The sequence below is a fragment of the Humiphilus diazotrophicus genome (genome assembly GCF_059726315.1).
Genome location: NZ_AP040870.1, coordinates 430,252 through 445,626, shown reverse-complemented (window position 1 = coordinate 445,626; position 15,375 = coordinate 430,252). Strand labels below are relative to the sequence as shown.

Sequence of the window (15,375 nt, the reverse complement as noted above, 5' to 3'; positions counted from 1 at the left end):
GTCACGCTATCCAGATGCGATCGATTTATGGATTCGTATTAAAACTGTTGGCGGGCGAGTTGACGGTCCAATGACCACATCCATTGGAGAATGCCACCTCGCGAACCTCGTAGGTATAAGTCATCCCCGGTTGGAGTCCTGATAACGTAATCGAGTGGTTGGTCGTCGGGAGATTGACCCATGGGGTGTATTGGGCCGGCGCAGACGCGGTAGTATATTGGACCATACTGTTGGTTGGAATATTGGAATTCCATTGGATGGTAGCCGTGTTGGAACCAATTGCCGAAGCATGCAGGTTGCTGATAACGGGAGCAGTTGGATTCAGATTTCCGAGAGAGAGAATACATGATTGTGCGCCTGCATAGGCCGTATTCCCGGAATAGGCTGCGTCAACCAGAGATAGAGAACTGGAAGGGACGGTTGCGGTGGCAGTAGCAACCTTAGTTACAGAGCCTTGTAATAGATGCACGCTGTTATTACTGGAATCGAGTACTGCGAGATCGGGAACTCCGTCCCCATTGAAGTCAGCTGAGGTTAGAAAAACCGAGGAGCCGGAGCCAATCGGATAATTCGATTGGGGTTGGAATTGTCCCGGCGTTTTCGCGTCGGCCAACAGAATGTTTACATTGCTAGAACCGTTTGTAATTAAAGCAAGATCTGCCAGTCCATCTCCGTTGAGGTCGGTTGAGGTTGCCGAACTATAGCTTAGATTATTCGTAGTGATTTCCTTGGGGCTAAGGAACTGACCTGTGTGAGCCGGATCTCCCAGAAAGAGGTCGACAATGTTGGACTGCTCAATGGCGGCGATGTCCAGGATGCCATCACCGTTAAAATCCGCCACGGATGCTCCGGTTGGCTCAAAATAGGTCGAGTAGTTTGCCGGAGCTAAAAATTGGCCCGGGTGTGCAGCATCTGCTAGAAGGACATTAATTCGGGAATTGGAGGTCGAAACAAGAATCAGATCAGAAAGACCGTCTCCGTTGACATCTTTTGCTGTAACCCCGGTAGTGCCGTAGTCGGTGGAGAAGGATTGACCTAGAAAGTGTCCCGGCTGGGCTGGATCATTGAAAGCAATACGGATCATTGAAGAGTAGCTTTTGTCGGTCATGGCCAAATCGAGAAGGCCGTCCCCATTGAAATCTCCAGTACATATAGATCCGAGTCCCCGGCCAATCGTGTAAGTTACTTCGGACTGGAAGGTGCCGATGTTTGAGGGATCGCCGGGCAGAATACTGAGATAGGTGCTGTTGGCAACAGCAAGATCTGGTATTCCATCAGCATTGAAATCGCCTATAGCGATGGCATATGGGAGTCCGGAAACGGAGTACTTCACCTGGGGTTGGAAGGTGCCGGGGGCGCTGGCGCTAGCCAGAAGCACACTGACCGAGGCGTCACCATTATTTGCAATTACCAGATCGGTTCTTCCGTCATTGTTAAGATCAGCTGCTGCAGCGGCAATAGGACTGTTTCCAGTTGCATAGCTTCCCTGCGGTGCGAAGGATTGGCTGATGATTGGTGACCCCAGTACCACGGTATTTAGCGTTTGGTTGTTTTGAGGATTTTGGAACGTGATATTGCCGGTGAGCGGTGCGAGGTCGTGACCTGTAACCGTGGCGGTGAGGTTGTAGTTTCCACCAGAGGCTGAAGCATTCAGGGATACAGTGGGCGTGGCCTTCGGGCTAACGGCTACTGTTTGCATAGAGTTCTGGGAAGAACTTCCAGCATTGCTTGTTGTGCCTTGAAATATCGCAAAGAGCTGATGCGATCCAGTGCCTAAAATGCGAGTGAGGGTGGCTGTTCCCTGGGTCCCCAATTGTGCAGTTCCTAATAGGTTCCTATCTACACAATGGTTATTGGCGATCGCATCGCAAAAAAGTATTTGGCCTCTTGTTACCGCTTTGCTATTCGATACCACAGCCGCGCTTAGGGTAACAGAGGTTCCAACCGAAAGAGATTTAGAAGACACTGAGAGAGAGGTCGAGGTCGGGCTGGTTGCAGCATTCAGACCAACAGATGCAACGGCAAAAGGCAAAAGTGTAAAGAGAGATTTCACTAACCTTGCAGATATTGCAGCAAAAGAGTGATGCGCAGACGGGGAGCTAGAGTAGTGCGTCATGATCGATTCTCCAAAGAGGGCTAGAGCTGAAGGCTGTACTTGGTACGAGAATTACCTTCATGATTTGAACAACCGAATGCGATCAGTTTGATTTTCACTTGCAGAAAGCATTCGAACATGCTGCAGCTTTGTTGGTTATAACTCGTTAAGTAATAAGCTTCATTTGGATTCCCTAGAGTCGGGCTTCTTGCAGGAAGGCCAAACTTAACGATGTGTTCTATCTCTGCACCAGTTGCTTGGCTGTGTCCTTTTCTTGTGAAGTGGGATGCGATTGGTAAAAAGATGTTCGTCTGGAATTTTGAAAATTTAAAAATAACTTCCTATTGTGGGAAATCCATTTTCGGATAGATGGCATCGCCCACTCTTCATCGCTATCTGTAAATACCTGAAAATCTGAGTCGTGAGATAGTTCTCGGCATCCTTCTCTTATATTGGACCTTCGAGTCTCAGCACCGTTGATCGGGCGCCGGCGTCAGCATGGCTCGGAGATCATTGAGCTTCCTTTGGAATGAGTCAGTTCTCCCGAAATAGGTTGACAGGCCGAGGGAAATCAGGGATTCTAGTTGGGAATGATTTCGAGCTTTTCCATCCTCGGTTGTTGTACGGCATGTCGCTGTTGTTGTGCGATGTGTGCGGAGCACTGTGGGTATGGGAGCCTTGAATAGTCTGATCTAAGATTTTTATATCAAGAGTCTTCAGTCTCAGCCCACACCAGGAACTTGGTCGTGGGCTTTCGTATTTTCGGGCTATTTCTATAACCAGCTTTAGCAAAACAGGCAAAAATGTTAGCAACTCAGGAACTTGATCATCCCTTATCTGATCGGACGTTCAGTCATCTTCGGCTTTTAGAGGCGGAGAGCATTCATATCCTGCGCGAGGTTGTCGCAGAGTTTGCCAAGCCCGTTATGCTTTATTCCATTGGCAAGGACTCCTCTGTGATGCTCCGTCTTGCACAGAAGGCCTTCTATCCTGGCCCAATTCCGTTTCCTCTTCTGCATGTCGATACCGGTTATAAGTTCCATGAGATGCTGGAGTTCCGCGATTCTTATACGCGGGAGCTGGGAGTAAAGCTGATTGTTTGGAGAAATGAAGATGCTCTGTCGGCGGGAGCAAATCCAATCAAGTTAGGAACTCAGCGTTGCTGCGGTCTCCTTAAAACTCAAGCACTATTGGATGCATTGAAGGACCACGGATTCGATGCGGCTTTCGGCGGTGCTCGTCGTGATGAAGAGAAGTCACGTGCTAAGGAAAGGATTTTTTCTTTCCGAGACAAGGCTGGGCAGTGGGACCCGAAGAATCAGCGCCCTGAATTATGGAACCTTTATAACAGTCGTATTGGGCAGGGCGAAAGCATTCGAGTCTTTCCTTTATCGAATTGGACTGAGTTGGATGTCTGGCACTACATCCATTTAGAAAAGATCCCTATCGTTCCCCTGTATTTCGCCAAAGAACGAAAGATGTTAGTGCGTGGCGATAGCTTGATTCCTCTGGAACAGCCGTTCGTAAAAGGTCTTCCGGGTGAAGAACAATGGGTTAAGTGCCGTTTGCGCTCTTTAGGATGCAGTCCTTGCACTGGGGCCATTCCTTCCGATGCCGATACCGTGCCGAAGATTATTGCGGAACTAATCTCTTTCCGTTCCTCGGAGCGTGCCAACAGAATTATTGACCACGATCAGGAAGGTTCCATGGAACTTAAGAAACGTGAGGGGTATTTCTAAATGTCTGAAGTTTTGGCGGAAACGGCTCTCGATTTTTCCTTAAGCTCCAATGATTTTTCGATAGAAGAATTTCTTGCTGCTGAGCACAGGAAAGACCTTCTACGTTTCTCAACTGCGGGTAGTGTCGACGATGGTAAATCAACGCTGATCGGACGGTTACTCTACGATTCCCACAATGTATATGAAGATCATGTGCGAGCCGTTACAAGGCAGCAAGGGAACAATTCTTCTCCCTCGATTGATTTCGCACAGTTAACCGATGGGCTTCGTGCTGAGCGTGAACAAGGCATCACCATCGATGTCGCCTATCGGTACTTTTCGACCAGCAAGCGAAAGTTTATCATCGCGGATACTCCGGGACACGAGCAATATACCCGGAACATGGCGACAGGAGCTTCAACTGCAGATCTGGCGATTATTCTTATTGACGCTCGGAAGGGAATTCTTCCTCAATCGAAGCGTCATGCATATATCGCGTCTTTATTGGGGATTCCTCGTGTAGTTGCAGCTATCAACAAGATGGACTTGGTTGATTTTTCGGAAGAAGTATTCCAGCGTCATGTACGTGATCTTGAGGCTTTGGCCGCCAGTCTAAATATCCCTGAGTTGCTTAGCATCCCTGTAAGTGCTTTGGACGGAGACAATGTAGTTACGAGAAGCGAGCGAACTCCATGGTATGAGGGTCCCAGCCTTCTCGAATATCTGGAAACTGTTCCGGCGGCGGTGCAGTCTCCCAAAGCGGGTTTTCGGCTTCCGGTGCAGTATGTCATTCGTCCGAATCAGGATTTCCGCGGTTTTGCCGGTCAGATCGCTTCTGGAAGTATTCGGGTAGGAGATCCGGTGCGGCTCCTTCCTTCCGGAAATATCAGCAATGTGAAGTCGATCACCACGTTTGATGGAGAGTTATCCGAGGCTTCAGCTCCCCTTTCCGTCACCGTTTCCCTGGATCAGGAATTTGATGTCAGTCGTGGTGACATGTTGGTCTCAGTCGAAGCAGCTCCGCAACCTGCGCGCAGCCTCAGGGCTTCTTTGGTATGGATGAATGCTGAAGCCCTCAATCCTTCTAGGACTTACCTACTGAAACACACAACACGAACTATCAAGGCAAGGATTAAAGCCATTGATCATCGTGTAGATATCAACAATTTCGAAACCGTTGCGGTTGATCGCTTGCAAATGAACGAGATTGGCAGCGTGGTGATAGAGACCAGCCATGCTCTATTTGTCGATCCGTATAGCGAGAATAGAAATACGGGCAGTTTCATCCTGGTTGATCCTGATCATCATGCGACGGTAGCTGCCGGAATGATTCATGAGTCCTTTCTCGCCAGTGATAACTTCTTTGAAGAATCTCAGTCCTTCTCCGGAGTATTGATTGTTGCCGGTTCGGCTTTGTCTGAGTCTCTTAACAACCTCGAAAAACGACTTATCGATGCAGGTGCACCGGTAGTTAGAACTTCGGTCGAGAATCAACAGTTTTGGATTGAGCTCCTGAAGATTAATGCGGTGGTACTTGTGGCATCGCATACGACAAGTCATGCAGCCCTCGGGAAACTTGATGCCAGCCAGTCCAAAGTAATTTGGGAGCACATCCCGCAAGGCCCGGATCAGATGGATGAGCTGGTTCAAAGCATTCTTGTAGAGAGTGGAACGGGAAAGAACGGGAGGGAAGTATGAGCACGGTGGTCGAGCTTTCATTGGAAGAGAAGATTGAGGCACTCAAAAATCTGGTGAATGAACGCTGCCGGCAATTTGCAGCACCTGTTCTCACTTGCAGCTTCCAGGCTGAAGACATGGTGGTTTTGCATACAGTACGAAATGTTCTTCCTGATATTCCTGTCCTGTTCCTGGATACGGGCTATCACTTCGACGAGGTTTACCTTTACCGGGATCGAATGGCCAAGGGATGGAATCTGAACCTGATAAATGTCCAACCTTCACAGACGGTAACCGAGCAGGAGTCTCAGTTTGGAATTCTTTATCAATCGGCACCGGATCGTTGCTGCGGATTGCGGAAGGTTCAGCCCCTGTTTGCTTCTTTGGAGCCATATGATTTGTGGTTTACAGGACTACGTCGTGAGCAATCAAGGAGCCGTGCGGAGTTACAGGCAGTAGATACCTTTAAGTTGCCTAGCGGCAAGACTATAGAAAAAGTAAGCCCCTTGGCTTTTTGGACCACGCGCGATGTCTGGCACAGCGCGGCACGCTTCGATATTCCTCTTTTGCCTTTGTACGACAAGGGCTATTCGAGCATTGGTTGTCGCCCCTGTACGAGTCTTCCCTCTGATCCGAATGATCCTCGTTCGGGTCGCTGGTCAGGGCAAAAGCTGGAATGCGGAATTCATATTCAGCCGGCCTGATCAAAATTCAGCGTTAGTACCTGATTGAAAGCAGGCGATATGGAAGTCGTACTTGGTTTTCTAATTGCTGTTGTAATTGCTATTACTGGTGTTGGTGCAGGAACCATTACGGCTCCTCTTCTGCTTTTATTCCTACATGTTCCTGTATCGGTGTGCGTAGGAACAGCTTTGGCCTATGCGACATTGGTAAAGCTCATCGTTGTTCCGGTTCAGATCTGGCGTCGGCAGGTGAACTACAAAATTGTGGGTATCATGCTCTTGGGTGGTATTCCCGGGGTAGTGCTAGGCTCATTGCTATTTCGCCGGGTTGCGTTACAGGGTGGACAGGCGTTTCTATATGCCGCGTTGGGGTTCATCATCGTTCTCTCTTCAGCGCTTCACGTCTATCGTTATTTCCGTCCTTCTGTCGATCGAGCAGAGATACGGAATCGCCCCTCCTGGGTCGCCGCACTAATGTTTCCTATCGGAGCTGAGGTTGGTTTTTCTTCTTCGGGTGCTGGAGCTTTAGGGACCATTCTTCTGCTTGGTTTGACGTCTTTGAGTGCTGCGCAGGTAGTTGGAACAGATTTGGCTGCAGGTTTTGTTTTGTCCCTCGTTGGCAGCGGTGTCCATATTTTGGGAGGCAATTACGACGCAGCTCTTTTGCTGAAGTTGATTTCCGGTGGGGTGATTGGCGCCATTGTGGGTAGCACCTTGGCTCCGCGTCTGCCCAACAGAAAGCTTCGTTTGGCATTGTCATTGTGGCTCCTGGTAATCGGCATCCAGTTTTGCTATCAAGCCGCCAAATCTACGTTTATTGCTCCCAACGTAGGCATTGCGACCCATCTTCCTGCGGCTCCAAACAAAAACAATTAAGAAGATTTTGCTTTTGTGACGATAGGCACATTCAGATTCCATACATAGTTGATTTCATACAACGTTAAGGGCAAATGAGCGGTGATTTCAGCCCTTGTCGTCGTATGGAGCGTGGAATGGATAAGAATGGCCTGAAAACTGGCATATTTTGTGTCAAGCGACGTACCCGTGTAGTTGGTACGATTCTCGGATTTGGTGCACTTCTGTGGTTTTTGATTCGGGTTATTCCAAAGCCGAGTCGTGCCTCTTATCCATGTCAACGTGCAGCGTTTCCTTTAGCCAGTAGCTTTGTGCTTTGGGTTGTGGGATCAGTAACAGGCATATTTGCTGGATTGCGTAAGACCCGTCTTCTGGATCGCTATCGCTGGCTTGCGACTGCTACAGCGGTTGCAGCGATTGCAGCTTTCGGTTTTTGGATCACTCGCTCATATAGTAGTTCGGCAGCCGACATTGCAAGCCATTTCAACTATGCGCCGCAGCAACGAAATGTTCCAATCGGCGTTGCGCGTGGAGTGTTCCCAGGGCGCGTAGTTTGGGCGCATGACTCTCGGGCTGCAAAGTGGAGTGGTCATATCGAATCGTCGACGGATCAGTGGTGGATGGATTCGAATACCGATCAGGTTCGTGTCGACGCGATGGTATCGACGATCTTACGTAAACTCACAGGTGCGAGTACGGATGAGGCATCGTGGAAGACTATCTTTGAGTACTACAACCAAAGAGCGCGAGGACTTAAGAAAAGAGGCTATCAACCTGGCGAAGTCGTTGCCGTAAAGATCAATCTCAACAACAGCACTGTGAGTGGTACGGGAAATATTGTTAATACTTCGCCGCAGGTAGCTCTGGCCATTGTTCGCCAACTCGTGCGCGAGGCACACGTGCCTGAAAAGAACATTATTGTGTACGATGCCCGCCGTGATATCTATCCGGCTATCCTGACCAAAATCTGGTCCGAGTTCAAGGACGTGAGGTTTGTACAGCAGGATCCTGCCGATCCTAGACAACCTGTGAATCCTGCTTATGGAGATCATCATGGTCTGGAAGCAGCAACGTGGGTTGAAGGTGTGACTTATTCAGCTAACGATTATCACAACGCCAAGCTGATTCCAAAGCAGATCTTTGAGGCAACGTACATTGTGAATGCAGCTTTGCTTAAGGCCCACTCCTATCCTTATGCGAGTCACGAGGGAGGAGATGAAGGTCAAACAGCGGTTACTCTCACAGGAAAGAACCATTTCGGTTCGATAAAGGGTACCTCAGAGTTGCACGAAATCATCAATACCAGCCGTAAGGGGACTCCTCACGCGTATTCTCCCATGGTGGATCTAGCGGCCTCTCCTAATCTAGGTGCCAAGACGATTCTTTATCTGCTCGATGGACTGTACTGTGGACGCCGTCATCAGTCGTATCCACTGCATTTTCCGAACCCTCCATTTAGCAATCGAGTAATACCTTACGAGAACTCTGATTGGCCATCGAGTATCCTTGGATCTCTAGATGGTGTGGCTCTCGATTCTGTCGGACTCGATATCCTGTATTCGCAATCCAAGAACAATGAGGATGAGAACCATCATCCGAGAATTCTGATTCGTGAAAACGCTGATGACTATTTGCAGGAAGAAGCGATTCCGGAGCATGCACCATCAGGAACTTTGTATCGGCAGGGAGGTAGTCCTGTCGCCAGCTTAGGAGTTTTTGAGCATTGGGACAGCGATGCTTCTCGTCAATATTCGCGGAACAAAGATCCAAAGCGCGGGAGGGGAATCGAGCTGGTTTACGAAAAGCTGAATTGAAGCTTATTGGAATAGGTTGAATTGTTTAGATGGTGAATGCATGAGGTCGGGGCTCTCATGCATTCGCATTCTAAGGCCGTATCTGGTCAACGCTCACGGCTGGATTGGTTTCCTAATAAGATGTGCGAAGGCAGTCGATTCAATCTACGACCATTGCGAGCATGGGCTATGATGCTCATCGAAAAATTCTAGATATCGAGTTTCGCCAAGATGGTGAAGTCTATCGATATTTCGATGTTCCTGCCGAGGAATACCATGCATTTCTAAATGCAGATTCAAAAGGTACTTATCTCAACCAACAATTTAAGAGGCAGGGCTACCGTTATAGAGTCTTGTAGGGCGAGTCGTGAACGACTTGAGTTAGCATCTCTCATCTTGAGACCGCTCTATCCATTGGTCTGACCAGTGAAGTACACTTCCGGCAAGGAAGAATCGAATGAATCGGACCTTTTGTTTTGCCCTCTTTGCGGCTCTATCGAGTTGCATTGGCTATGCTCAGATCTCCTCCCACTCTGCAGCTGAGTCGGTAAAGACGATCAAGATCATGCTGGTGGGCGACTCCACACAGACTAATAATGCCGGATATGGCTTGGGTTTCTGCGCCAATCTGCAGCCGGAGGTAGCGTGCATCAATAAGGCAAAAGGGGGAGCGAGTACCAAGACCTATCGTGAACAACAAGGGCTGTGGTCCAAAGCTCTTGAAGTTAAACCCGATTACATGCTCATTCAATTCGGGCACAATGATATGGAGACTCCGGAACATCTGGAGCGGCAGACAAATCTGCAGACCGAGTATCCGCAGAATTTGAAGCGGTATATTGAAGAAGCTCGATTGTCTGGTATTAAACCGATTCTGGTTACACCGCTTACACGACGCTATTACGGTAGTGATGGAAAGATCCATTCGGATTTGCTCGCTCATTCTGCCGCCATGAAGAAGGTTGCGAAAGAAGAGAATGTCCCCTTGATCGATCTACAGGCTGACAGCATTGCATATTTAAATACGCTGACTGAAGTACAAGGAAATGCTCTGGGTATTACCAAAAAGGACGAGCAGGGAAAAACAATTCCGGACAAGACGCACCTGAACTACAAGGGCTCTTATGTTTTTGGACGGATAGTGGCCGTAGATATGGGAAAGGCTGTTCCTTCGCTGGCTCATTATGTTAAGCCGCAAGCTGCTCCTTTGCCACCGGAAGGCGAAAAGAGTATGGCCATTCTGAATGGGACTCCCGTTCGCATTGTCCTGGTAGGAGACTCGACAGTTAACAATGGCGGGGGCTGGGGCCCCGGTTTTTGTGCTTTGGTGACCCCGAATGTAGAGTGCCTCAACCTGGCACGGAACGGTCGTAGTTCAAAAAGCTATTATGACGAGGGCGTGTGGGCAGAGGCCTTGAAGCTTCATCCTGATTACATCCTCATTCAATTTGGGCACAATGACATGCCAGGCAAAGGACCGGAACGAGAAACCGATCCCAACACCACATATGCAGCCAATATGCGTCGTTATGTGGAAGAGGCGCGAGCAATCGGAGTCAGACCCGTGATCGTGACTTCGCTGTCACGCCGTAATTATAAAGATGGCAAGCTTGTTATCGATCTAAAGGCTTATGCAGATGCTGCTAAGAAAGTCGCTGAAGAGGAAAAGGCGCCTGTAATTGATCTAAATACCTCAAGCGTCAAGTTGCTGGAAACGATGACACAGGAACAAGCAGATCTCTTCAATGCAGCAACGCATCCGGACGCAAAGGGAAAAGGGCCTGACAGAACGCATCTGAATTCTCGGGGTTCGGAGGTCTTTGGCCGCATGGTTGCCGATACCTTGATTCGTAGCTGTGTAGAGCTTGGTCCCGATGTAAAAGGAGCTCCGGCGAAGGCTGAGGCAACAAGTAGCACCTCAGTAACTTCCTCGGCGGCTACATCTGCAAAGTAAACATATGCGAGAGTCGCTTTCGAGGTGATTCTCGCGCCAATCCCAAGGCTGTAATTACACTGCTGCTTTTTCAAGTGATCTACGTTTTATCGTTCTACGACGGCGGTCTGAAGAGAAGAGCTGGTGCAAAATAACCATGGCCGTAATAAGAAAAATAGTTGAGCCGAGCACCCACATTTCTGCACCAGCTGCAATCTGATCGTTCAGTGCACTTAGGCTGGATACTCGAGGAGCCTCTGCATAGCTCGGATACACCACGCGCCCACAAAAGGTAAGAAATGCAGATATCCCAGTATTCACAAGATCTGCGGTAACGAGATAGGGAATAACAGCCCAGCGGGACCAAGGACTACGGCTTGGCCATGGTTGAATTACCGTCCACCAGAAGGCGATCGAAGTCAGTAGAAAGCAGATGTGCTCAAAATTATGCCAGGGCTCAGAGCGGAGTGTCAGCTCATATGCGGCAGGAACATGCCACCCAAGATAGGCGATATTCATACTGAGCCAACCAAATGCCGGATGGCTCAGGAATCTGGTAAAGCCATGGAACCAGCGACGCTTCAGCAGATGACTTAATCCTCGACGGATCAGAATCCGTGGCAATCCATGCAGTATCGGTACGGTTGGGGCTCCGAGCACCAACAACGGCGGTGCAACAGACATCAGTATTAGGTGCTGCGTCATATGTGCGACGAGCAGGACATCATCCAACTCGTCGATAGGCGAAGCAATTGCCAGCCATAGAACTGCCAATCCGCCGAAGAATGCTATTGCCCGCCAGCCAGGAAGCTCCTGTGAACGACGATGCCGGATGCGCAACCATCCTCGCAGGTACAGCCCTCCTGTAAGAAGCATTGCTGCGAGTGGCCAGGGAGGGCACGACCAAGCTGTAGCGATGTCGTCAATTGGAACTTCTGCAGTCATTATTCTTTCTTTCCGTGCTCTGCTGAGGTGGTGTTTGAGTCCGTTCCTGTCTCAGCAAGACTGCGGGATGGATCATTGGCTGCAGGCTGATGCAGAGGATGAAGCGTTCTCAAGAATTTCACTAACGCGGTCACCTCCGGCGGAGAGAGGTTTTTCCCATATGCAGGCATATTGCCGCCTCCCAGAATCACCTGCCGGATCATCTGATCTTCCGTAAGCCGGGTAGCCACATCATCCAATGCTGGCCCGCGTTCTCCTCCAACTCCTCCGAGTGCATGGCAATTACGGCACTGCTTGGCCTGAAATACGTTGGCTCCCTGCCGAATTAGAGGTGTGGAATTACGGATGAAGTTTTCAGGAACAGGTGCTCCACTCCAGGCATCCATCTTGGGACTCCATGGGGTGTAGGTAGCCAGATGCGTGAGTACGGCCCAGGTGATTGCTACAAACATGATAGTAAATACTGCCACAGGACGACGATGCCAGCTCTTTTCTCCGACTCCCGCTACGAAAGGCAAGCCAATCAGGATCGCAACGGCGATAACTGGAGCAACGAGCAAGAAGGGTGTCTCCATCTCCGGGGGAAGGAAGGAGAGCAGCGTATAAATCCATAGAAAGAAGAAATCGGGTTTCGGTACGGTCTGGATAATCGTAGGATCCGGAACTCCGGTGGGGCCATAAGGTCCGAAAACAGCTGCGCAGAACGCTACCGCAAAAAGAATACCGGCGGAGAAGAACAGATCTTTCCAAAAGGCTCCTGGAACAAAAGGTATTCCATGTGTATGCGAGAGTTCGTTGTATTCCTTTATGTAGGTTTCGCGACGAACAATGCGTCCGGGCATTGGCCATTCATTTACGCCAAGCTTTAAAACCATCCAGACATGTAGCATCGCCAGAAGCAACAACGTTCCTGGAAGAACAAATACATGTAGCGCAAAGAAGCGGGAGAGCGTAGATCCTGCAATGATAGGACCACCGAGCAGGAGGTGTACAAGCTGTCCTCCGATTACCGGTACGCGCCCCATGATCGAAGCTCCAATTCCAAGGCCCCAATAGGCGTCTTGATCGAAGCGCAGAACCTGTCCGGAGAAAGCCATCCCTAGTGTCAGGAACAGGAGAAAGACGCCGACAATCCATGTTAGTTCGCGCGGGAACTTATAGGCTCCGAACAAGAACACCTGTGCCATGTGAATCAGCACTACGGCAACCATGAAGTTGGAGCCCCAGCCATGCATCGCTCTCAGGAACCAGCCCAAGGGCAATTGCTGATTGAGTACCTGAAGACTGTTCCATGCCTCGCTTCCTGAAGGTACGTAAACGATAGCTAGCAGGATGCCAGTGACAATCTGTAATAGCAGCAGGACGAAGCTGGCGCTTCCAAAGACGTACCACCAGCTAGCTGTGCTCTTCGGCACGGGGTGCAGGGCGGCCTCTTTAATGGGGCCTTCAAGCTGAACGCGGCGTTCTAGCCAATCGTAGATTTGTTTGTACCAGCGCATGGGGAGATCTCTTGGATCAGTTGTGCTCGATTCGAAAGGGTTGGAAGTTGGCCAGCATTAATCATCAGTTTGCCGCCTTCAATCTTGGTGTCATAGGTAAAGAGTCCGCGCTCCGGTGGACCAGATGCGCGCGAACCGTCAGCGTAGTAAACTCCTCCATGACACGGGCACATAAAGAGCTGCGATTCGGAAAACCAGCGGACTGGGCATCCCAAATGAGCGCAGTTGATTGCGAAGACGGTGAATTTATCTCCGCCTTCCTTACGGACGTAAGCTGCCACATTGGCTGTTTCTCCGTCCCAGGAGTTGGAGAAGGGATTGCGATATGTAATTAACGCAGTTTCGCCTTCTCGAAAGCTGCTGGCATCGCCGAGTTGAACCCAGGAGTGATATGCATCTTTCTTCCGTAACGGGCCGACCAAGTAGCGTACAACCGGTGTGGCAATAAGCACGGCCACAAATCCATTTAGAGCAAAGCCCACCCTCATCAGAAAAGTGCGACGAGTCACATGCTCCTCGTGCAGCTGTGTTTGCTGCTGCTCAGGGCTTGGGGCTGGCAGTTTTTCGTCCATTATCGTTCTCCTGTCTTTCCAGCTGCACTCTCACCCGGTTGCTGCGGGTATGGCTGTCCTGGACGCTTTGGTCTCTGGTCAATGACCCAGGCGACTACGTCGTCTATTTCCTCGCTGGTTAAAGGCTGTCCCTTGACCAACGAGCGCCAATCCGGCATGCCCAGATCTGGCCTTCCTGCAATTACTGTCGTGCGAATGGTTTGGTCCGATATCAGGGCTAAAAAGCTCCCGTCAAGTACAGGCCCCGCTTTACCAGGCTTTTGCTGTACTCCATGGCATTGTGCACATACGCTCAGATAGACCTTCTGGCCGTGTTCCGGATTGCCGGGCTTATCAGATTTATAAGGTGGCGTTGTTATCCCTTGCGGTGCATTTCCCTTTGTCCAATTTGTTCTCATTCCTCGTACTAACAGATCGATCTGCTGCTCAGTCAGGAATCCGCCTGCCCTCTTGCCAAAACCAGGCATCAATGTCCCTGGCTGTCCTTTGTCAATAATGCTTCGTAAGGATGTGTCGTCTATGAGTGCCTGGTAAACAGGATTCGCCAGATTTGTTGCCGCTCCCATCTGTCCTTTTGCGCCGTGGCATCCTGCGCAGTTCTGCTGATAGAGCGTTTCAAAAGATGTAATAGATTCGGGGCGGGGAACTTCTACCTCCGATCCGGGACGTCCGGGGAGGTGATTGCAACCGGTTGCAATGCCAAGGATGATTGGAGCAAAGCCAAGAAGCAAGCGAACTTTCATTGCCTATCGTCCTTCCTGCTTTGTTCTCGCTCCTCGGGATGGAGTCCTGGAGTTTCCAGGCCCAGACGAACGGAGAGTGGTGCCTGCCGAAAGCGCTTGATCTTTCCGAGCTTCGCAACAGTAATGCCTGCAACCAGTCCAAAGAATGCCTGTGAAGCTGCAAACCACCACCACGAGATTTTCTGGTCCAGGAAAGGATTTACGATCCCCAGGATGTTGTGCAGGAGCCCGGTCCAAATGATTGGGGCAATAATGCCACCAAGCAAGATCGGACGCTTTGGCCAAATGGGCAGCATCGCTCCATAAAGCAATCCCACCAGGAGGGAGGTAATGGTATGGATAACTGTAGCTGTTACCAATGCGCTTAGATGAAATGCGGCGATCTCCTGGTCTGATGGATTTAGCCATCCGGCAACGCCGGCTCCACCTAACAGGTTAATGCTGTACCAGAGGCTATGGAATTCTAGAAGCCCGTAGATCTCAGCCGGGATGATCATTGCGATACCACCGGCAATACCTCCCTTAATGCCCGATGAAATAGGGTAGGTCTCAAGAGGCAGTTGAGCCCGATGGGTTTCATCGACTTGAATTCTCGCTACACCAGTTCGCGTAGTCGCGATTTCGATGGGCTGTAGTTCCACATCGAGTAATTCGTGATGCTCATGAGGCAGCACCTGCCGGAACCATCCAATGCACGAGACGACGGTGAGGATGGCTCCCAAAATGCCGATCCCGGTATTGGTTACCAGTGCAGCGAAGAACAGAACAATGCCGGCGGCCAAGAGGATAGGCCATGCTGTGGGCGCCGGCAGGTGTATTGTGCCCTTCGTCGTCTCCGTGCTTTCGTGTTCGCCTGCCATAT

At 50.1% G+C, this 15,375-nt stretch carries 13 protein-coding genes; 7 read left to right on the top strand and 6 right to left on the bottom strand.

The genetic code is table 11. The annotated features are described in order from the left end of the window. Positions 1 to 25: 25 nt before the first annotated feature. Positions 26 to 2,116 (bottom strand): FG-GAP-like repeat-containing protein, encoded by a 2,091-nt coding sequence (locus AC6I7T_RS03630; protein WP_497791941.1) that lies wholly within the window; start codon positions 2,114 to 2,116, stop codon positions 26 to 28. 782 nt (positions 2,117 to 2,898) lie between these two features. Here AC6I7T_RS03630 and cysD point away from each other — a divergent pair. The 7 genes from cysD (at position 2,899) to AC6I7T_RS03595 (ending at position 10,775) form a co-directional block, all read left to right on the top strand. Then, positions 2,899 to 3,834: a sulfate adenylyltransferase subunit CysD gene (gene cysD / locus AC6I7T_RS03625; protein ID WP_497791940.1), complete on the top strand. Its 936-nt coding sequence runs from the start codon at positions 2,899 to 2,901 to the stop codon at positions 3,832 to 3,834. Continuing rightward, the gene (cysN, locus tag AC6I7T_RS03620; RefSeq protein ID WP_497791939.1) at positions 3,835 to 5,511 is read left to right on the top strand and encodes a sulfate adenylyltransferase subunit CysN; all 1,677 of its coding nucleotides are present in this window, start codon (positions 3,835 to 3,837) and stop codon (positions 5,509 to 5,511) included. It begins immediately after the preceding gene. After that, complete coding sequence (locus AC6I7T_RS03615) at positions 5,508 to 6,194, top strand: phosphoadenylyl-sulfate reductase (RefSeq protein WP_497791938.1); 687 nt, start codon at positions 5,508 to 5,510, stop codon at positions 6,192 to 6,194. The genes cysN and AC6I7T_RS03615 overlap by 4 nt, the downstream gene beginning before the upstream one ends. A 39-nt stretch (positions 6,195 to 6,233) precedes the next feature. Further along, complete coding sequence (locus AC6I7T_RS03610; RefSeq protein WP_497791937.1) at positions 6,234 to 7,049, top strand: sulfite exporter TauE/SafE family protein; 816 nt, start codon at positions 6,234 to 6,236, stop codon at positions 7,047 to 7,049. Between the two features lie 116 nt (positions 7,050 to 7,165). Then, positions 7,166 to 8,842 carry a DUF362 domain-containing protein gene (locus AC6I7T_RS03605; RefSeq protein WP_497791936.1) on the top strand — a complete coding sequence of 559 codons (1,677 nt, stop codon included), beginning with the start codon at positions 7,166 to 7,168 and terminating at the stop codon, positions 8,840 to 8,842. A gap of 122 nt (positions 8,843 to 8,964) precedes the next feature. After that, positions 8,965 to 9,180: a KTSC domain-containing protein gene (locus AC6I7T_RS03600; RefSeq protein WP_497791935.1), complete on the top strand. Its 216-nt coding sequence runs from the start codon at positions 8,965 to 8,967 to the stop codon at positions 9,178 to 9,180. A gap of 98 nt (positions 9,181 to 9,278) precedes the next feature. Continuing rightward, a complete protein-coding gene (locus tag AC6I7T_RS03595) occupies positions 9,279 to 10,775 on the top strand; it encodes a rhamnogalacturonan acetylesterase (RefSeq protein WP_497791934.1) in 1,497 nt (498 codons plus the stop codon). Between the two features lie 54 nt (positions 10,776 to 10,829). Here the strand turns inward: AC6I7T_RS03595 and AC6I7T_RS03590 are convergent, their stop codons facing one another. The 5 genes from AC6I7T_RS03590 to AC6I7T_RS03570 are packed head-to-tail and all read right to left on the bottom strand — an operon-like array spanning position 10,830 to position 15,373. After that, positions 10,830 to 11,699, bottom strand: a complete 870-nt coding sequence (locus AC6I7T_RS03590; protein ID WP_497791933.1) for a cytochrome c oxidase assembly protein — start codon at positions 11,697 to 11,699, stop codon at positions 10,830 to 10,832. Further along, positions 11,699 to 13,198 carry a cytochrome b N-terminal domain-containing protein gene (locus AC6I7T_RS03585; protein WP_497791932.1) on the bottom strand — a complete coding sequence of 500 codons (1,500 nt, stop codon included), beginning with the start codon at positions 13,196 to 13,198 and terminating at the stop codon, positions 11,699 to 11,701. The genes AC6I7T_RS03590 and AC6I7T_RS03585 overlap by 1 nt, the downstream gene beginning before the upstream one ends. Beyond that, complete coding sequence (locus tag AC6I7T_RS03580; protein ID WP_497791931.1) at positions 13,165 to 13,770, bottom strand: QcrA and Rieske domain-containing protein; 606 nt, start codon at positions 13,768 to 13,770, stop codon at positions 13,165 to 13,167. Before AC6I7T_RS03580 ends, AC6I7T_RS03585 begins: the two co-directional genes overlap by 34 nt. After that, positions 13,770 to 14,513, bottom strand: a complete 744-nt coding sequence (locus AC6I7T_RS03575; RefSeq protein ID WP_497791930.1) for a c-type cytochrome — start codon at positions 14,511 to 14,513, stop codon at positions 13,770 to 13,772. Before AC6I7T_RS03575 ends, AC6I7T_RS03580 begins: the two co-directional genes overlap by 1 nt. Next, positions 14,510 to 15,373, bottom strand: a complete 864-nt coding sequence (locus AC6I7T_RS03570; protein WP_497791929.1) for a hypothetical protein — start codon at positions 15,371 to 15,373, stop codon at positions 14,510 to 14,512. The genes AC6I7T_RS03575 and AC6I7T_RS03570 overlap by 4 nt, the downstream gene beginning before the upstream one ends. Positions 15,374 to 15,375 lie beyond the last annotated feature (2 nt).